The 18,440-nt window shown below is 39.3% G+C and carries 15 protein-coding genes; 4 read left to right on the top strand and 11 right to left on the bottom strand.

The window, feature by feature from the left end:
- Positions 1–37: 37 nt before the first annotated feature.
- Genes RB214_RS14775 through RB214_RS14785 form a run of 3 tightly spaced genes read right to left on the bottom strand, consistent with a single transcriptional unit; the run spans position 38 to position 3,723 of the window.
- Entirely contained in the window at positions 38–1,087 is a 1,050-nt protein-coding gene (locus tag RB214_RS14775) for an ABC transporter ATP-binding protein (protein WP_309167680.1), read from the bottom strand.
- The gene (locus RB214_RS14780; protein WP_309167681.1) at positions 1,088–2,719 is read right to left on the bottom strand and encodes an iron ABC transporter permease; all 1,632 of its coding nucleotides are present in this window, start codon (positions 2,717–2,719) and stop codon (positions 1,088–1,090) included.
- Entirely contained in the window at positions 2,719–3,723 is a 1,005-nt protein-coding gene (locus RB214_RS14785) for a Fe(3+) ABC transporter substrate-binding protein (RefSeq protein ID WP_309167682.1), read from the bottom strand. The genes RB214_RS14780 and RB214_RS14785 overlap by 1 nt, the downstream gene beginning before the upstream one ends.
- Before the next feature lie 187 nt (positions 3,724–3,910).
- On the opposite strand from RB214_RS14785, the gene RB214_RS14790 reads away from it, so the two are divergent.
- On the top strand, positions 3,911–4,039 hold the full coding sequence (locus RB214_RS14790; protein ID WP_309167683.1) for a hypothetical protein: 129 nt from the start codon (positions 3,911–3,913) through the stop codon (positions 4,037–4,039).
- Positions 4,040–4,625: 586 nt separating this feature from the next.
- On the opposite strand, the gene RB214_RS14795 is transcribed toward RB214_RS14790, so the two are convergent.
- Positions 4,626–5,594 (bottom strand): IS30 family transposase, encoded by a 969-nt coding sequence (locus RB214_RS14795; RefSeq protein ID WP_309167684.1) that lies wholly within the window; start codon positions 5,592–5,594, stop codon positions 4,626–4,628.
- 166 nt (positions 5,595–5,760) lie between these two features.
- Here RB214_RS14795 and RB214_RS14800 point away from each other — a divergent pair, with 166 nt between their 5' ends.
- On the top strand, positions 5,761–6,276 hold the full coding sequence (locus tag RB214_RS14800; RefSeq protein WP_309167685.1) for a hypothetical protein: 516 nt from the start codon (positions 5,761–5,763) through the stop codon (positions 6,274–6,276).
- A 10-nt stretch (positions 6,277–6,286) separates the two neighbouring features.
- On the opposite strand, the gene RB214_RS14805 is transcribed toward RB214_RS14800, so the two are convergent.
- From RB214_RS14805 to pdhR, 5 genes are all read right to left on the bottom strand, one after another.
- Complete coding sequence (locus RB214_RS14805) at positions 6,287–6,967, bottom strand: tRNA-uridine aminocarboxypropyltransferase (RefSeq protein ID WP_309167686.1); 681 nt, start codon at positions 6,965–6,967, stop codon at positions 6,287–6,289.
- A 136-nt stretch (positions 6,968–7,103) separates the two neighbouring features.
- On the bottom strand, positions 7,104–8,528 hold the full coding sequence (gene lpdA, locus RB214_RS14810) for a dihydrolipoyl dehydrogenase (protein ID WP_002957761.1): 1,425 nt from the start codon (positions 8,526–8,528) through the stop codon (positions 7,104–7,106).
- A gap of 205 nt (positions 8,529–8,733) precedes the next feature.
- Positions 8,734–10,650, bottom strand: a complete 1,917-nt coding sequence (gene aceF / locus RB214_RS14815; protein ID WP_309167687.1) for a pyruvate dehydrogenase complex dihydrolipoyllysine-residue acetyltransferase — start codon at positions 10,648–10,650, stop codon at positions 8,734–8,736.
- Between the two features lie 10 nt (positions 10,651–10,660).
- Positions 10,661–13,327: a pyruvate dehydrogenase (acetyl-transferring), homodimeric type gene (aceE, locus tag RB214_RS14820; RefSeq protein WP_002957763.1), complete on the bottom strand. Its 2,667-nt coding sequence runs from the start codon at positions 13,325–13,327 to the stop codon at positions 10,661–10,663.
- A 90-nt stretch (positions 13,328–13,417) separates the two neighbouring features.
- The gene (gene pdhR / locus RB214_RS14825) at positions 13,418–14,167 is read right to left on the bottom strand and encodes a pyruvate dehydrogenase complex transcriptional repressor PdhR (protein ID WP_002957764.1); all 750 of its coding nucleotides are present in this window, start codon (positions 14,165–14,167) and stop codon (positions 13,418–13,420) included.
- Between the two features lie 637 nt (positions 14,168–14,804).
- Here pdhR and RB214_RS14830 point away from each other — a divergent pair.
- Positions 14,805–15,257, top strand: a complete 453-nt coding sequence (locus RB214_RS14830) for a transposase (protein WP_309167688.1) — start codon at positions 14,805–14,807, stop codon at positions 15,255–15,257.
- Positions 15,258–15,408: 151 nt separating this feature from the next.
- On the opposite strand, the gene ampE is transcribed toward RB214_RS14830, so the two are convergent.
- Positions 15,409–16,260 (bottom strand): beta-lactamase regulator AmpE, encoded by an 852-nt coding sequence (gene ampE / locus RB214_RS14835; protein WP_309167689.1) that lies wholly within the window; start codon positions 16,258–16,260, stop codon positions 15,409–15,411.
- Between the two features lie 13 nt (positions 16,261–16,273).
- Entirely contained in the window at positions 16,274–16,828 is a 555-nt protein-coding gene (gene ampD / locus RB214_RS14840; protein WP_309167690.1) for a 1,6-anhydro-N-acetylmuramyl-L-alanine amidase AmpD, read from the bottom strand.
- Between the two features lie 327 nt (positions 16,829–17,155).
- Between ampD and nadC the strand changes: the two genes are divergently transcribed.
- Entirely contained in the window at positions 17,156–18,001 is an 846-nt protein-coding gene (gene nadC / locus RB214_RS14845) for a carboxylating nicotinate-nucleotide diphosphorylase (protein WP_309167691.1), read from the top strand.
- Positions 18,002–18,440 lie beyond the last annotated feature (439 nt).

Consider the following 18,440-nt stretch of genomic DNA (forward strand, 5'->3'; position numbering starts at 1 on the left):
AGTTTTACAGATAAAAACACAGCGAATAACAAATTAATTACGATTCGAAAAAATTCACCGTGTGAGGTTTTATTTTTATTATAACCTGATCATTATTTTCAAATGACTGGCCATATTGTGCAGCAACTTCAATTTCTTGCTCATTAATAACAAGCGAATAAACATACGCCGAACCAATAAAGCGACGACTTATGATTGTAGCTCGCTTGCTGAATTTGTCACTTTGGTTATCTGCCACTAATTCTATTTGATGAGGGCGCACATATATAAGCCCTGCACTTACATTATGCTTACTCTCAACATAAGATTCGACTAAACCAAATGGTGTTTTATATTCAGTTGCGGTTAACACTTCTGCGCTTAAGTATATGCCCTGACCCAGAAACTCTGCAACCTCCTTTGAACATGGAGCTGCAAAAAGCTGCTCTGGCGTGCCTTGTTGTGCAATTTTACCGCAATGCATAATGGCAAGTGTATCTGAAAACGCAAACGCCTCTTCTTTTGAGTGTGTAACAAACACAGCAGATACTTGAGTTGCTTTAATAATTCGACGTATATCGGCAATTAATTCAAAGCGTACTTGTGTGTCGATGTTTGAAAAAGGCTCATCAAGGAGTAATAAACTAGGTTTATAAGCTAATGCACGAGCGATAGCGACGCGTTGCTGTTGGCCACCCGATAACTGATGTGGAAACCTGTCAGCACATCCAATTAAATGCACAAGCTTAAGCATTTCATCAACGCGTTGCTGCTTTTGAGCTTTGCTCATATTACCAAGCCCGAATGCAATATTATTTGCCACCGTTAAATGCGGAAACAACGCATAATCTTGAAACATCATGCCGATGTTACGATGCTCAGGTGAGACAAAAGATTGCTCATCACTCACTAATTTACCGTCTATAAAAATAGACCCTTGCTTGGCTTCAATTAAACCTGCAATCGCCTTTAATGTGGTTGTTTTACCGCATCCACTCGCCCCGAGTAGACAAACAATTTCATCTTTACCCACTGTTAAATCTAAATCGTGAATAACCTTTGTGCCGTTATAGTGATAGCTCACGCCTTGTAAAATTAAACTACTCATTTAACTACGCTGCTCCATAGAACGATTAATAAAATACAAAGGAATAAACCCAACAATAACAATAAATAATGCAGATATTGAAGCAAGCTCTAATTGCTCATCACTCACATACTGAAATACATGAGTAGCTAAGCTTTCAAAATTAAACGGTCTGAGCAATAGCGCAGCTGGCAACTCTTTCATACACTCAATAAATACCAATAAGGCAGCAGTGAGCAATCCTCTTCGCAGTAAAGGTAGGTGCACTAAACGCAGCGTTTGCCCTTGGCTTTTACCCATTGATTGGCTTGCCATATCAAGTGATGGACTAATACGTAAAAAACTCGACTCAATTGCTCCGTGTGCAATGGCGTAAAACCTAACAATATAAGCAATAATAATAGTAAGAATGCTACCTGTAAGCAGTAAGCCAATGTCTAAGTTATACGGCTCGAGTGCTGTGTTAATAGTGTTCTCTAATAATGTAAGAGGTAATAAAACCGCAATAGCGAGTACAGTTCCTGGCAGCGCATAGCCTGTGCTTGCTAAACGACCAGGAATAAGCGGATACGTTTGCTTTGCAACACGCTGATAAAAAACCACAAAAACACTCAATGTAATGGTTATAACACTTACAACTCCCGCCACCTTTAAACTTTGCCAAGCGTAACTAAAAAACTCTACATCCCATGCTTTATCAAAGTAGGTAATGGCATAATTTATAAGTACTGCAATAGGGATTAAAAAGGCGATAAGTAAAATAAAGCTACAAAATGCCGTTGCGAGCCAAGCAGACTTTCCTTTTAATACATAGAGAGATTCGCTATTTACACTTGATTGGCGCTCAAATACCGCTTGGTTTCGGCGACTAAAACGCTCTGCCATTAATGCTAAAAATAACAGCAGTAACATCACACCCGATATTTTAGCGGCCGCTGTAAGTGAGTAATAACCAAACCACGTATCGTATACGGCAGTTGTTAATGTACTTACGGCAAAATAACTCACTGTTGCGAAGTCGGCCATGGTTTCCATACTAATAAGTGCAAGAGCCGCCACAATTGCCCCACGAGAGAGCACTAAGCTGACTTTAAAAAAGCTTTGCCAAGGAGATAACCCCATTAACTGACTAGCTTGTACTAATTTGAATGACTGCTCGCGAAGGGCTGTTTTAAAAATTAAAAATAAATACGGGTAAAGTACCAAGGCAATCATAACGATGGCGCCGGGTAATGTTCGTATATCAAAAAACCAATAGTCGTTAGGTGATTGCCAGCCAAACCATTCTCTCAGTGCTATTTGCACCGGGCCCGCATAATCTAATAAATCAGTGTATACATAGGCAATAATATAGGTAGGCATAGCAAGGGGCAGCATAAGTGCCCATTCAAACTGTTTTTTACCCGGGAAACTACAGTAAGCCGTTAGCCACCCAAGCGGCAAAGCTATGGCGCAGCTCAGGACGCAAACACCTAAAACTAACAATACGGTATTGGTTATGTAATCCCAAAGTACGGTATCCCACAGGTGAGAAAACACCTCAGAGCTACCTTGTAGAGATTCAAAAAGAAGAAAAAACAACGGGGCCGATAGTATTAAGCCAGTCGACCACGCAAAGAGCTGCCATTTAGACAGCTTAAATTTATTAGTCATTAAAGATCGAACTTCACCTCATCAATTAGCTTAAGTGCTAACGGACGATATTTACTAATCTCATCAAGTGGCAAGCTGTCTTCTTTAAAGCTACCCCAAGAGGCAACCAAATTTGATAATTCAACACCCGACTTAACTGGATACTCCATATTTAATGAGGCATACATGTTTTGTGCTTTGCTGTCGGTCATATATTCTATGAGCTTTAATGCATTTTCAGGGTTTTTAGCGTATTTGGTAATAACCGCCCCCGATACATTTATGTGTGAGCCACGATTAACTTGATTTGGAAAGTTAATATTTACGGCCTCTGCCCAACCTTTTTGTTCTTTATCTTCTAGCATTTTGCCAAGGTAGTAACTATTACCTAATGCCAAGTTACATAAACCTTCTTTAACAGCTTTAACTTGAGCACGATCGTTACCTTGAGGCTTGCGTGCTAAATTAGCCTTAACACCTTCAAGCCACTCTTTAGTTTGCGCTTCACCATGGTGTGCAATCATAGAAGCCACTAAACCTAAATTATATGGATGTTTGCCAGAGCGCGTACAAATTTGTCCTTTGTATTTAGGGTCTGCTAAATCTTCATAAGTGAGCTTAGGTAACTCACCAACTCGCTCTTTTGATGAATACACATTACGCACTCGCTTAGTAAGCGCAACCCATTGGCCATCACCGTCACGAAAGGCGGCTGGAACATTATTATTTACACTGTCACTTTTTATAGTTTGTGTTAATTTTAAATCTTCTAATTGAATAAGCGCACTAAAGTTAGAGGTTAATACTAAATCAGCTTTACTGTGCTTGCCTTCGCGTTTAACACGCTCAATTAGCCCTTTTTTAGCAAAAACAACATTGGTTTTTATGCCTGTTTGCTTTGTAAAGTCTTCTAAAATTGGCTGAATTAAAAACGGTTGACGAAAAGAGTAGATGTTAACAACATCGTTTGCAAAGACTGGTGCCGATGCAACTACCCCTAAAACAAGTGCAAATACTTTCTTCATTATTCCACCTAAATAACTGTTATTATCAACGAATTCTACCGTGCTCATTCTAAAAGTGCACACTTTAAATAAATGTAAATATGTAAATAACGCCCAAAAAGGAAATACGGTGTAAGAGATGTCTTACGGATGTGACAGCTAATGAGTAAAAAACAAGATGAAAAACAACCTAAAAACAGTTAAACAAATGAATTATATGAAATTTATTTTTATTACTATTGTAAAAACACTAATTGAATGTAGTTTTATCTCTATTTTAGTTACTCTATTGCACTATAATTTACGCATCAACCAAGCAATGACGCTTATTGAGTAAAAGGAAACGGACTGCTTACTCAACCAACCAATGATTAAGTTATCAGGACAACACGGATTTTAGGACAGGCTCAGGATGAGTATCACAACGCAATGTTGTAAAAAGGACAGCGTCAGGAAGATGCGAAAAGGATAACAACAAGGCTAAGTTGTTCAACAGGATGTTGAAGGAATAAATGGACAGGCCTTTAAGGCAACACAAGGGATTGGTTAAAACAAGGATACACTAGGAAGTGTAATTAAGGATTTGGTAATAGTATTTACCCTACAGGATGTTTAGGAATTTAAGGATACAGGCCCGGACGGTCTACATTACATAGAACTAAAAAGTAATATAGTAATAAACATGGATTAGTGAAAATTGGAGTTGATTAAGTTCAATTGCAGGATGCAGAAAATTAGAAGATTCCGCAAGCGCGCCTAGAGATAGAGCGCGCTTTTCTTTGCCTAAAATTTGGGTTGAGTAAAGCTCTGAGCAACTATAGCTAATTTTTACTGAGTAATATATCGCATCCCTGCCAATCAATGCTAAGACCTTAAAATACTTTATTTATATTTCGCGGATTCAAACCTGAAGTGCATAACGTTTAGGCGGCTTTAGCCGCCAAGTGATCCTGCATCAATTTTGCAGGCGTTTCAAATCCAAGTGTCTTCCTCGGACGATTATTAAGTTGCTCAAGTACTGGTATAACTTGCGCTGGTGTTACCGCCTTAAAATCTGTGCTCTTCGGCCAATACTGACGTAGTAATCCATTCGTGTTTTCATTCAATCCGCGCTCCCATGAGTGATAAGGGTGAGCAAAATAAACAGGTACACTTAAAGCCTCTGTGATTTGCTCGTGATAAGCGAACTCTTTTCCATTGTCAGCCGTGATGGTATGAAGCGCTGACCTATATGGCCTTAATAGTTCTATCGTCGCCGCAGTGACGGCTTGTGCTGTTTTTCCTGCCACCTGAGTTGATACAGTGAATTGGGTAACCCGCTCTACAATGGTAACAAGGGCGCCTCGATGACCTTTGCCTATGACGGTATCTATTTCCCAATCTCCGATTCGGCCTTTCTCATCAACTATTTGTGGGCGCTCTTCAATGCTAACGCGATTTTTTATTTGCCCTCGGTTTGTTTTACCATGACTGCGCTTGTGATATTTCTTACCGTGTCGGCGCAGATGTAGGTATAACTCACCACCTGCTTTTTTATCTTCCCAGATATACAGATAAATGCATTCATGGCTGACAGACAGTTCACTTTCTTTGCGTAACCATCCCGTTATTTGTTCAGGACTCCACTTCTCATTAAGCTTCTGGGTAATTAAAGCTATCATTTCAGGTGTCACCTTAAGCGGTTTTCTTACACTTCTTCGGCGAAACAAAGCCCGCTCATGAGCTTGTTTGTGTCTGTAACCTCGCTTACCTGTATTTCTAGAAAGCTCTCTTGAAATCGTAGATTGCGATAAATTAGTTAGCTCAGCAATACTTTGTTGCGTAAAACCACTTTTCTTTAGAACGGCGATCTGGCATCTTTGCGCATAGGTCAGTTGTTTGTAATGTCTCATTGTAAAATCTCTTGCCGGAGAAAAAGTAGTTAGCTTATGAGCAACTGACCACTTAATCTAGCCAAAACAAGTTATGCACTTACAATTTGAATCTAGGTTTTAAATTTCGCTAAGTTTTTTATTAATTGCGCCGATAACTAAATAACGCAAGGATCATAAATACTCAATGGATATGAATTTTAAAACACCCCAAAGTAATGCCTTTTTATGTAAATTATCAGACGCAAGTACAGCAAAACCAATTGGTGTTTTTAGTGCCCAAACTCCCAACGAAAATCCGTATAAAGCTTTATTTAACCCCAAAGGTTATAACTTTTTAAATATGCCAATGAGTGAGTTTAAAAATATACTTAAAGAAATTATTAAGTTAGAACGCGATATTCGTATTAGCAAGTGGGGTGAAGGTGCTCGACCTGATGAGTTTAGCTATCAACTTAATAGAATAGCAGACGCAATTGCAACGACTCAATTTAATGGCAAAATAGACATTAGCTGCTACTTTTTAAAGCGAGTTGAAGAAGCAAAAGAAATGATTGGTGAAGACTGTATCTCGTTTATTCAAGTGCATAATAGTATAAGTCAATTGTATAATACTGTTTTACAATTAACATCTGAAGAAGGCTTCAGAGCTATTCAAAATAAAGCACTTGCTCACTTAAAAAATCAGCAAGCATTTGCTTAACTTCGTAAAATTAATCTTCTAGCGGTCGGCCCTTGTTGCGCTTACCCAATAAATACGCATCACGAAACTTAATAAAATGCTGCTCTAATTTTGTCGATGCATCCATTTCGCCCGCAAGTGCTAATACCATAATAGCCACTTCAGCAGTGCCTAGTTGATGTGCATGAGGGGCTACACGTAATCGGTAATCAGACAGTTTATCAGCAGTAACAGAAAGTACAGGCAAGTTATCTAAATAAGGGCTTTTACGAATCATTTTCTTAGCTTCGCGCCACGTACCATCTAAGAATATAAATAGCGGCTTTTTACCTGATTCAATACTCACTTCTGTAATGGCTCTGCCCTCTTCTACATCTTCTGCGGGAAAGACGACCATAGGCTGATACTGCGAATCATTTATTAAAGCTAAAAGAGCGGGGTTAGGCTCTGTTCTATCCCATCTAAATGCGTGGTTATCTGGCACTATTTCAGCAATTAAACGCCCTGTATTAGAAGGTTTAAAGCTTTCATTATGATACATCAGTAAGCATACAGCGGCCTTACAATCTGCGTGCTCAACACCTTTACAAATACAGTAGTGCTTAGCAATCAGGCATTGTTCACAGCGATCTAATTTACCGCCTCGAGCATTAAACTCTCGACGAGATTCACTTATTTGTTGAGCGCGTAATGCTAGAACTGAGTTTTTCACTGTATTTACCTTCAATTAATTAAGCGCGCATTGTAACGACTTCTTGTTATTTAATCTTATATTTATCCAAGTTAAAAATAGACATAAAAAAACCCAACCGAAGTTGGGTTTTTAAAGCAAATACTAAAAAGTTAAATTACTTCTTTTTAGCTGCTTTTTTGTTTGGTAAATCAGTGATTGAACCTTCAAAAATTTCAGCTGCAAGGCCGATTGATTCATTCAATGTTGGGTGAGCATGAATTGTAAGCGCTAAGTCTTCACCATCAGCACCCATTTCAATACCTAAACCGATTTCACCAAGCATTTCGCCCGCGTTAATACCGATCATAGCACCACCGATTATACGGCCACTTTCTTTATCAAAGATAAGTTTAGTAGAACCTTCAGTACGAGCAGATGCAATTGCACGACCAGATGCTGCCCACGGGAATACCGCAGTTTCAACTTTTAAGCCTTGCTCTTTTGCTTCTTTCTCAGTAACACCTACCCAAGCGATTTCTGGGTCTGTGTACGCAATTGAAGGAATACATTTAGGGTCGAAGAAATGCTTCTGACCAGAAATAACTTCTGCAGCAACATGACCTTCATGAACCGCTTTATGCGCAAGCATAGGCTGGCCAACTAAGTCACCAATTGCAAAAATATGGCTTACGTTAGTACGTAATTGCTTATCAACATTAATAAAGCCACGCTCATCAACGTTTACGCCCGCTTTTTCAGCATCAAGTAAGTTACCGTTTGGAGTACGGCCAACTGCAACAAGTACTTTGTCGTAACGTACTGGTTCTGCTGGTGCGTTTTTACCTTCAAACGTTACGTATAAGCCGTCTTCTTTAGCTTCAACACCAACAACTTTAGTTGAAAGCATTACGTTGAATTTTTTGCTTACGTATTTTTGGTAAATTTTGATAATGTCTTTATCAGCTGCTGGTACTAATTGATCAGCAAATTCTACAACATCAATTGCAGAACCTAGCGCACGGTAAACCGTACCCATTTCAAGACCGATAATACCACCACCCAATACAAGTAGTTTTTCTGGTACGTCTTTAAGTTCTAATGCACCAGTTGAATCAATTACACGGTCATCTTCTGGGATGAAAGGTAAGTTAACTGGTTTAGAACCTGCTGCAATAATCGCGTTATCAAACGTGATAGTTGTAGCGCCGTCTGCGCCTTCAACTACTAAAGTATTGCTGCCAGTGAATTTGCCGTATCCAGATACAACTTTCACTTTACGCATTTTGGCCATGCCTTCTAGTCCACCAGTTAACTGGCCAACTACAGAATCTTTCCAAGTACGAACTTGGTCAAGATCGATTTTTGGTGCGCCAAAAGTAACACCGTGAGATGACATTTCTGCTGCGTCATCAATCACTTTAGCTACGTGTAAAAGTGCTTTAGAAGGAATACAACCAACATTAAGACATACGCCACCTAATGTTTCGCGAGATTCTACTAATGTAACTTCTAAGCCCAAGTCAGCAGCACGGAAAGCCGCAGAATAACCACCAGGACCACCGCCTAGTACAACAACTTGAGTTTTTAATTCGTTGCTCATGCTTTTACCTTAATTGTTTGAACGGGACACTGCCCTAAAATTTAACTGCCATGTTTCTGCAAGGCAGAAAGAGTGAGCAGCGCACAAAGTGATGCAATTCGTACAAAGATTGTATCATTGCAAATGGTAAAAATCCCAGCTAAAAACAACTGGCTGGGATTTGATTCTATTTATTTTATTGCGTATACCAATTTTACTAAACTGGTTACATCACCAACTGGCGAATATCGCTCATGTAACTTGCAAGAGTCACAGTAAAGCGTGCAGCTAATGCTCCGTCAATAACCCTATGGTCGTATGACATAGACAGCGGAACCATTAGTTTTGGTTCAAACTCTTTGCCATTCCATTTAGGTTTCATTTCAGATTTAGATACACCTAAAATAGCAACTTCTGGCGCATTAACAATCGGCGTAAATGCCGTACCGCCGATACCGCCAAGGCTAGAGATAGTAAAACAGCCACCTTGCATATCAGACGATGTAAGCTTACCGTCACGTGCTTTAACAGATACTTCCATTAGTTCACGTGATAATTCAATAATGCCTTTTTTATCAACATCTTTAAACACTGGCACTACTAAACCATTTGGCGTATCAACAGCAACACCAATGTTAATGTACTTCTTAAGAATTAAACTTTCGCCGTCGTTAGACAGTGAAGAGTTAAATGTTGGGAAGTCTGCAAGTGCTTTAGCCGCAGCTTTCATCACAAACACAAGTGGTGTGATTTTAACACCCAGCTTTTTCTTCTCGCTAAGTGCATTTTGCTCTTTACGGAATACTTCAAGGCTTGTGATATCAGCTTCATCAAACTGTGTAACATGTGGGATTTGTACCCAGTTACGGTGTAAGTTTTTACCTGATAACTTTTGAATGCGAGACAGTTTTTTCTCTTCAATTTCGCCAAATTTAGCAAAATCTACTTTAGGCCATGGAATAAGACCAAGCTCACTACCACCTGCGCTACTGCCTGCAGATAATTGACCAGATTCAACTTGCTTAACTAAGTTTTTAACGTAGTTTTGCACGTCTTCTTTAACTATACGGGCTTTGCGACCAGTGCCTTTAACGTTAGCTAGGTTAATACCAAACTCACGCGCTAAACGGCGAACAACGGGTGATGCATGAGCATACGCGCTGTTTTCTGTGAAGCTTTCATTACTTGCTTTTGCAGGTGCCGCTTGAGCCGGTGCTGACTCTGTTTTAGCCGCTGCTGCAGGTGCTGATTTTTCAGCTGGTGCAGATGCCGCTGGCGCACTGCCTGCAACTTCAAATACAAAAATTAATGAACCAGTCGATACTTTATCGCCAGCGGCTACTTTAATTTCTTTAACTGTACCTGCAAATGGAGCTGGTACTTCCATTGCAGCTTTGTCGCCTTCAACGTTTAAGATTGATTGATCTTCTGAAACCTCGTCGCCAACGGCAACCATAATTTCAGTTACTTCAACTTCATCGCCACCAATATCAGGTACATTAACTTCTTTAGTGCTTGGTGCTGAACTTGCTGTTGAGCTCTCAGCTGGCGCTTCTACAGGAGCCGACTCTTTAGCCGGTGCTGCAGATTCACTTCCTGCTACTTCAAAAACAAACACTAACGAGCCAGTTTTAACTGTGTCGCCAGCGGCTACTTTAATTTCTTTAACTGTACCGGCAAATGGAGCTGGAACTTCCATTGCTGCCTTGTCGCCTTCCACGTTTAAGATAGATTGCTCTTCTTCAACGGTGTCACCAACAGCAACCATGATTTCAGTTACTTCAACTTCATCATCGCCAATATCTGGTACAGTTACTTCTTTAATTGAAGAACCTGTAGAAGCAGCTGGTGCTGCCTCTTCAGATTTAGCTGGAGCAGCGGCTGATGTATTTTTCTCATCAGTGCCTTCACTCTCGCCTTCAAACAAAAATACTAAAGAGCCTGTTGTAACGGTGTCGCCAACGTTAACTTTAATCTCTTTTACAGTCCCCGCTTGAGAAGCAGGTATTTCCATTGATGCTTTGTCGCCTTCAACATTTAGTAATGATTGGTCAACATCTACTTTATCGCCAACGCTTACTAATATTTCGGTTACTTCTACTTCGTCGTCACCAATATCAGGTACTTTAATTTCAATACTCATTGCAAACCTCTTATGCGTACAGTGGGTTAAGTTTGTTAGTGTCGATGTTGAACTTTTTAAGTGCTTCAACAACTACTGACTTCTCAACTTCACCGCGTTTAGCAAGTTCAGATAACGTAGCAACAACAACGTAGCTTGCGTTAACTTCAAAGTGACGACGTAGGTTTTCACGGCTATCAGAACGACCGTAACCATCTGTACCTAACACTTTGTAGTTGCTGCTTGGAATGAATGAACGCGCTTGTTCTGCGTAGTTTTTCATGTAATCCGTTGCTGCAACAGTCACAGAGTCGTTTAATACGCTTGTGATAAATGCTGTTTTTTGCTCACTTTCAGGATTTAGCATGTTGAAACGCTCAACATCTTGACCATCACGCGTTAGCTCATTGAAAGATGTTACTGAGTAAACATCTGATGCAATACCATATTCTTCGCTTAAGATTGAAGCAGCTTTGCGCACTTCAGTCATAATAGTACCTGAGCTTAATAGCTGTACGTTGGCTTTTTTACCTTCGTAACTTTCAAGCTTGTAAATACCTTTACGAATACCTTCTTCAGCGCCTTCTGGCATAGCTGGTTGATGGTAGTTTTCGTTCATAAGCGTTAGGTAGTAGTAAATATTTTCTTGGTCGTCACCGTACATACGACGAATACCGTCTTGTACAATAACAGCAACTTCAAACGCGTAAGTTGGGTCATAAGAAACACAGTTAGGAACCGTGTTTGCAAGAATGTGGCTGTGACCATCTTCGTGTTGTAAGCCTTCACCATTTAGCGTTGTACGACCCGCTGTAGCACCTAATAAGAAACCACGTGCTTGTTGATCGCCCGCCATCCATGCCATGTCGCCAACACGTTGGAAACCAAACATAGAGTAGTAAATGTAAAATGGGATCATTGGTAAATCGTTAGTGCTGTATGAGGTTGCAGCAGCAACCCATGACGACATAGCACCTAACTCATTGATACCTTCTTGCAATACTTGACCTGAAGTTGCTTCTTTATAGTAAGAAACAATATCACGATCCTGTGGCGTGTAGTTTTGGCCATGCGGGTTGTAAATACCGATTTGACGGAATAAACCTTCCATACCAAATGTACGCGCTTCATCTGCAATAATTGGTACGATATTTTTACCAATGCCTTTATCTTTTAATAAGATATTAAGTGCACGAACAAAGCCCATAGTAGTAGAAATATCACGCTTTTGCTCTTCAAGTAGTGGCTTAAATGCATCTACTTCTGGCAACGTAAGTTTTTCACTAAAACGTGGAATACGCTTAGGTGTGTAGCCTTTAAGCTCATCACGACGCGCATGTAGGTACTTGTACTCAGGTGAACCTTCTTCAAGCTCTAGGTATGGTAATTCTTTTAATTGCTCTTCAGATACTAAGTCATCAAGACCAAGGCGTGAACGTAAATGTGCAACATGCGACATGTCCATTTTTTTCACTTGGTGCGCAATGTTTTTACCTTCAGCTGCTTCACCCATGCCGTAACCTTTTACAGTTTTAGCAAGAATTACAGTTGGACGACCTTTTGTCTCTTCTGCTTTTTTAAATGCAGCAAATAGTTTTGATGGTTCATGACCACCACGCTTAAGCGCAAAAATTTCGTCATCTGTCATATCTGCAACAAGGGCAGCTGTTTCAGGGTAGCGACCAAAGAAATGCTCACGCACGTATGCGCCATCTTTAGCTTTATAAGTTTGGTAATCACCATCAATTGTTTCGTTCATCAATTGTAGTAATTTACCTGTTGTGTCTTTAGCAAGCAGAATATCCCAACCGCTACCCCACACTAGTTTAATTACGTTCCAGCCTGCGCCTTTAAACAAGCCTTCTAACTCTTGAATGATTTTACCGTTACCCATAACTGGGCCGTCTAAACGCTGTAAGTTACAGTTAATTAAATAACAAAGGTTATCTAGTTTTTCACGTGCAGCGAAAGAAATAGCACCACGTGATTCTGGCTCATCCATTTCACCGTCACCTAAAAACGCATATACACGTTGGTTTTTAGTGTCTTTTAAGCCACGACCATCTAAGTATTTTAAGAAGCGTGCTTGATAAATTGATGAAATAGGACCTAAGCCCATTGATACCGTAGGGAACTGCCAAAACTCAGGCATCAACTTAGGGTGTGGGTACGATGGTAAGCCTTCGCCATCAACTTCTTGGCGGAAGTTATCTAGTTGCGCAGCCGATAAACGACCTTCAACAAATGCTCGTGCGTAAATACCTGGAGAAATATGACCTTGGTAATAAACTAAGTCACCACCGTCTACATCATTTGGTGCTTTAAAGAAGTGGTTAAAACACACTTCATAAAATGCAGCAGATGATTGGTAAGACGCCATATGGCCGCCTAAGTCGAGATCTTTTTTAGATGCACGTAGAACGATCATAATCGCGTTCCAACGTATAATTGAACGAATACGACGTTCAAGATTTACATCACCTGGGTAAGCAGGCTCTTGATCTACAGGAATAGTATTAACGTAGTTCGTGGTAATACCCGTTGGCATATCAACGCCGTCTAAACGGGCTTGCTCTAATACTTGCTCAAGTAAAAACTGAGCTCGTTCAACACCTTCTTCGCGCACAACTGATTCAAGAGCTTGTAACCACTCTTGTGTTTCTAGCGCGTCTACGTCAATTTTATTGACTTCAGACATATGGAGGTTTCCTTATGTTTAAAATACGAATATTGTTAATTTAATATCACAGCTACTTAATTTGTGTGTTCAAAGTAGTTATGTACTAACTTAATTTTGTTTAGTGCGTCTTAAACTACGTTCAATTCGCGAATGCTCTTTGCCTGCTTCAAGTAGTGCTTCTTCGATAAATGCTAAGTGCGCATTACTTGCTAAACGGGCTTGTTCTGGATTACCGTCAATAACGGCATCCATTAATAAACGCCTGTGTTGGGCTAACTGACTGCTAATATCTGACTTTTTTAATAGAACAGTTAAATTTTGCAATACATTTTGCTCAAGCAGCGCTTTCATACCTCTAACTAAATGCAGTAACACCACATTGTGCGAGGCTTCTGCCACGCTAAAGTGAAATGCATTAATTGCTTTTGCTTTTTGCTGTAAATCATCATTAACTAAGGCAATTTCATCAAAGCTTTGTTTTACTTTGCTAAAATCGTTGCTGGTCCCGCGCAGTGCTGCGTAGTAAGCAGCAATCCCTTCTAATGCATGACGAAATTCAAGTAAATCAAACTGCGACTCAGGGTGTTTACTAATCAAATCAAAAAGTGGATCAGTAAGCCCTTCTTCGAGCTGATTTTTTACAAACGTGCCGCCACCTTGGCGACGCGTAACTAAACCTTTCGCTTCTAATTTTTGAATTGCCTCACGCAGTGACGGGCGAGACACTTCAAATTGCTTTGCTAGTTCACGCTCTGGTGGCAACTTTTCACCTGGTGCTAACGAGCCTTCAAGAATCATATTCTCAAGTTGCTGTAAAATAACATCAGATAATTTTGCCGCTTTAATCTTTAAAGACATGAATCAACGTCCGCGTTGTATAAATACCAAGAGCCCATAAAACGGGGCTTTAAGTAGTATGATTTACCCAAAAGGTAAATTGGTCATACCAAAAATTTTCAATACGGTATCAAAAACACTATTAGCTGTCAATTTACAGGTAGTTTGAGCAATTAAAGTAGCGTAACGCATTTTGAACGAAGATCAAACAATGCGCAATTTGCAAAAATTGTTATAACGTTAATAGGATGAAAACAATTGGTCTGACCAGAAAAATAGAGTGTTAACTCTAGTTGAATTTATTAAAGAAATTAATAACAGGATAAAAGTACCAAAGAAATAGCTGCAATTTACACACGATCAGTCCACTAAATATAAAACACAATGCGCGATATAAAATTTCGATCACGCAATATCGTAGCAGCGGGTTTACCCCGCGACATTTGGCAACTAATCTCCCAACCAAAAAAACACGATGCGCGATATAAAATCGCGACTACGCAATATCGTAGCAGCGGGTTTACCCCGCGACTATTGTGCAAGTAATTACCTAAACGTAAAACACAATGCGCGATGTAAAATCGCGACTACGCAAATTTATAAAAATTGCATATGCTTTAAATTCGTGGGTCTGTGATTGCTAAAATACGGGTATGTTATGCATCGTTCATATTTATTACGAAAGGGAAAAGTATCAAAAGCAAACCAATATTATGCTATTACACTGGTTTGTCATGAGCGAAACAACCTATTCACAAGCTTAATAATTAATAGAGCTATTATCAATGAAATGAGGGGATTAGAAAGAGAGCAACTAATTAAATCAAATACTTTCGTGATAATGCCAAACCATATTCATTGGTTATTACAATTATCCGATAGCACAACATTAAGTGAGGTAATTAGAAGCTTCAAAGGACGCTCAGCCACGGTGTATAGACAATTTGGCAGACAAAAGCTTTGGCAAAAAGGGTTTTATGATCACTTAATAAGAAATACCGAAGACTTAAATAGCTGTGCTAGATACATAGTCGCAAACCCTTTGCGTGCAAATTTAATAGAAAATATTGCAGACTACCCATATTGGGATAGTATTTATCTAAACTCGTAGCAGCGACATTTGGCAACTAATCTCCCAACCGAAAAACACAATGCGCGATATAAAATCGCGACTACGCAATATCGTAGCAGCGGGTTTATCCCGCGACATTTGGCAACTAACCTCCCAACCGAAAAACACAATGCGCGATGTAAAATCGCGACTACGACAGCCCACCAAATAATGTAAGCAACGCTATTAGTACTAAGTAAAATAATACATTACGCTTGACAAATTTAATCATACACGTGGCTTCGTAGGTACAGCCGTAATAACGCTTTTCAACTTGCTCTGCAGCAAGTGCAGTACATGTTACTACTTCGCGGTTTGGAGATTTAAAGTTAAGTACGTAACGTAGCCAACAGCTTGTGCCTTTATTAAAGTTACCTATTACTAAATAACCAAAGCTGGTAATACGTGCAGGTAACCAGTCGAGCCAAAACAATAGTTTATGTATAAGTTTAAAACGCTTAGCAAATATTACTTTATGATCTTCTCGTACTAAATCAGCTAAAGTACGTACCAATGCATATAAAACCGCACCTGGCGCGCCTAAAACAACGAACCAAAAAATAACCGCACAGTAAAATCTAAAGTTTACCCACGCCAATGTTTGCCCAAAGGTTTCGCCACCATCTTGATCATCAGTACGCTTTTGACCTATTTGCAACGCATATAAAGATGCAGCAGTACCGTCATCTCGCGTTAACGCATTTAAATACGACTTATATAAAGCACGCTGCTTAGCACAACCAAAGCAAACCAAAAGAACGGCAATATTAATGCCCAACTGCCACAATACAAAATCAGATAAACAATAAATTAGTGCCATCACAATCACTGGAAGTAAAAGCCAAATTAAAAAGCCCGGTGCTGAGCTAAATAAGCCTTTGTCACCTAGTAGCTTATTAGAGCGATTTAAATAACCATTTGTGTAGTAGCTTATCTGCCAGTAATTAGACCGAGCCCCTAAACGCTCCAGTATTAATGCAATTATTATAGAAACTAAAATCATGGGAATAACTCTCTTAACTTAGTTGTTCAAGCATATTAAAAAACAATGGCCAATTAAAGCTACTGCCAGGATCGGTTTTACGCCCAGGGGCAATATCGCAATGCCCAACAATACGCGAAGGGGTAATTTTTGGATAGCGTTGCATTATAGATTTACTAAGTGTAGTTAATGTTTTGTACTGCGCTAAAGAATATGGCGTGGTGTCGGTACCTTCAAGCTCAATACCAATGCTAAAGTTATTACAAGCAGATACCCCCTCAAACTCCGATTGCCCGGCATGCCAAGCACATTTTTCAAAAGGCACGTATTGTATAACCTCACCGGTGCGCTTTATAAAGCAATGGGCCGATACACGTAAATTATTTAAGTCACTAAAACTCGGATGAGCATTGCAGTCAATACTACCCATAAATAACTCATCAACAAAAGAGGTACCAAACTGCCCTGCTGGCAATGATATATTGTGAATCACCAATAAAGAAATATCAGCCTCATCAGGGCGCTCATCAAAATGCGAACAAGGCCGCTGCGCTACCGTACTTAAAACACCGTCTAAATCTATTTTCATGATACGTTTATTATATAAATATCAAGATATACATAGCACTGATGCTAATGGATTTATTAAAACAATGATAGTAACAAGCGAGGTATAAAACCTCACCTACAAATAATTCAAACCCATACGTAGGTGCTAATTTACATCCGCTCATGTAACATAACTTTTGAAATTAAAAGCGAGGTATAAAACCTCACCTGCAGATAATACAAACCCACACGTAGGTACGAATTTACTTCAAGCGCTTATCTTTATATTGGTGAAAAGGCAATCGCTTCTCTTTCTTTTATAAACATAGTAAAATTTGCTTAATTTATTAACGCTTATGAGCATTCCATGTCTATTTCGCACACTCTTATTACTCAGCTTGTTACTCTAGCACTTGACGAAGATTTAAATTATCAAACCGCACAAGAAGGCGATATTACCGCGCAATTGATCCCTCAAAATGAGCAAGCAAACGCTAAATTAATTACCCGCGAAGACTGCATATTTTGTGGTAAAGACCTAATTATTGAAGTATTTAAGCAAGTAGAGCCAAGCGTTGTAGTAAATGTACTAGTAAACGATGGCGATGCAGTTAAAGCTAACAGTACTTTATTTACAGCAACAGGCTCGGCTCGCGCTATTTTAACTGCCGAGCGTACAGCACTTAACTTTGTACAAACACTTTCGGGCACGGCTACTACCACAGCTCATTATGTAAAAGAACTTGCGGGTACAAAAACCCAACTACTCGATACCCGCAAAACCATACCTGGTTTACGCATTTTACAAAAATACGCCGTTAAATGTGGCGGCGGTGCAAACCACCGTATTGGTTTATACGACGCGTTTTTAATAAAAGAAAATCACATAGCAGCGTGTGGCGGTATAAACAAAGCCGTGGCGCAAGCTAAACAAAACCAACCAAACAAACCAATAGAAGTAGAAGTTGAATCACTTGTTGATCTAAAACAAGCGCTAGATGCCGGTGCCGATATTATAATGCTCGACAACTTTAACGTAGAGCAAATAAAGCAAGCTGTAGTAGTTACTAACAAACGCGCAAAACTTGAGGTTTCGGGCAATATGACCCTACAAACGCTTAAAACTCACTCACAAGCTGGGGTAGACTTTATATCGAGCGGGGCGCTAACAAAAAACTTACAATCAATCGATTTATCAATGCGATTTGATTAATAATAACGCAGACTTTAAATTTAAACTGCGCTAATTCATTGACAATAGATACTATAAAGCATTAAATAACCCGAAAGGATTGCTTTTTAACATTTTGTTAAATAAAATACTTTTTTTAAATATAATCCGTGTACTAAAAAGTAAAAAAACAGTGGTAAACTCACGCTGTTGTACTATAAATGAATGTACCATTAATATAAAAGCACTAATTAGCTGGTTTAATATTAATGAGTGCAATGAAATGCATAAAAAAGTTAAGTATTTATACAGCTATACCTAAAAATATAAGCTAATTTATAAATATAAAAGTAACTAAATAACACATTAAAGTGCTAAATATTGGTAACTTTAATAACTAAATTCACAGCGTGTTCTTGTTTATACAAACTAATAATACGCTGTACAGTAAAGTTTGTTCTTTAAATAAACAGTTTAAATA

Source organism: Pseudoalteromonas sp. HL-AS1 (assembly GCF_031198785.1).
In the GTDB taxonomy this organism is placed as follows: Bacteria; Pseudomonadota; Gammaproteobacteria; order Enterobacterales; family Alteromonadaceae; genus Pseudoalteromonas; species Pseudoalteromonas distincta.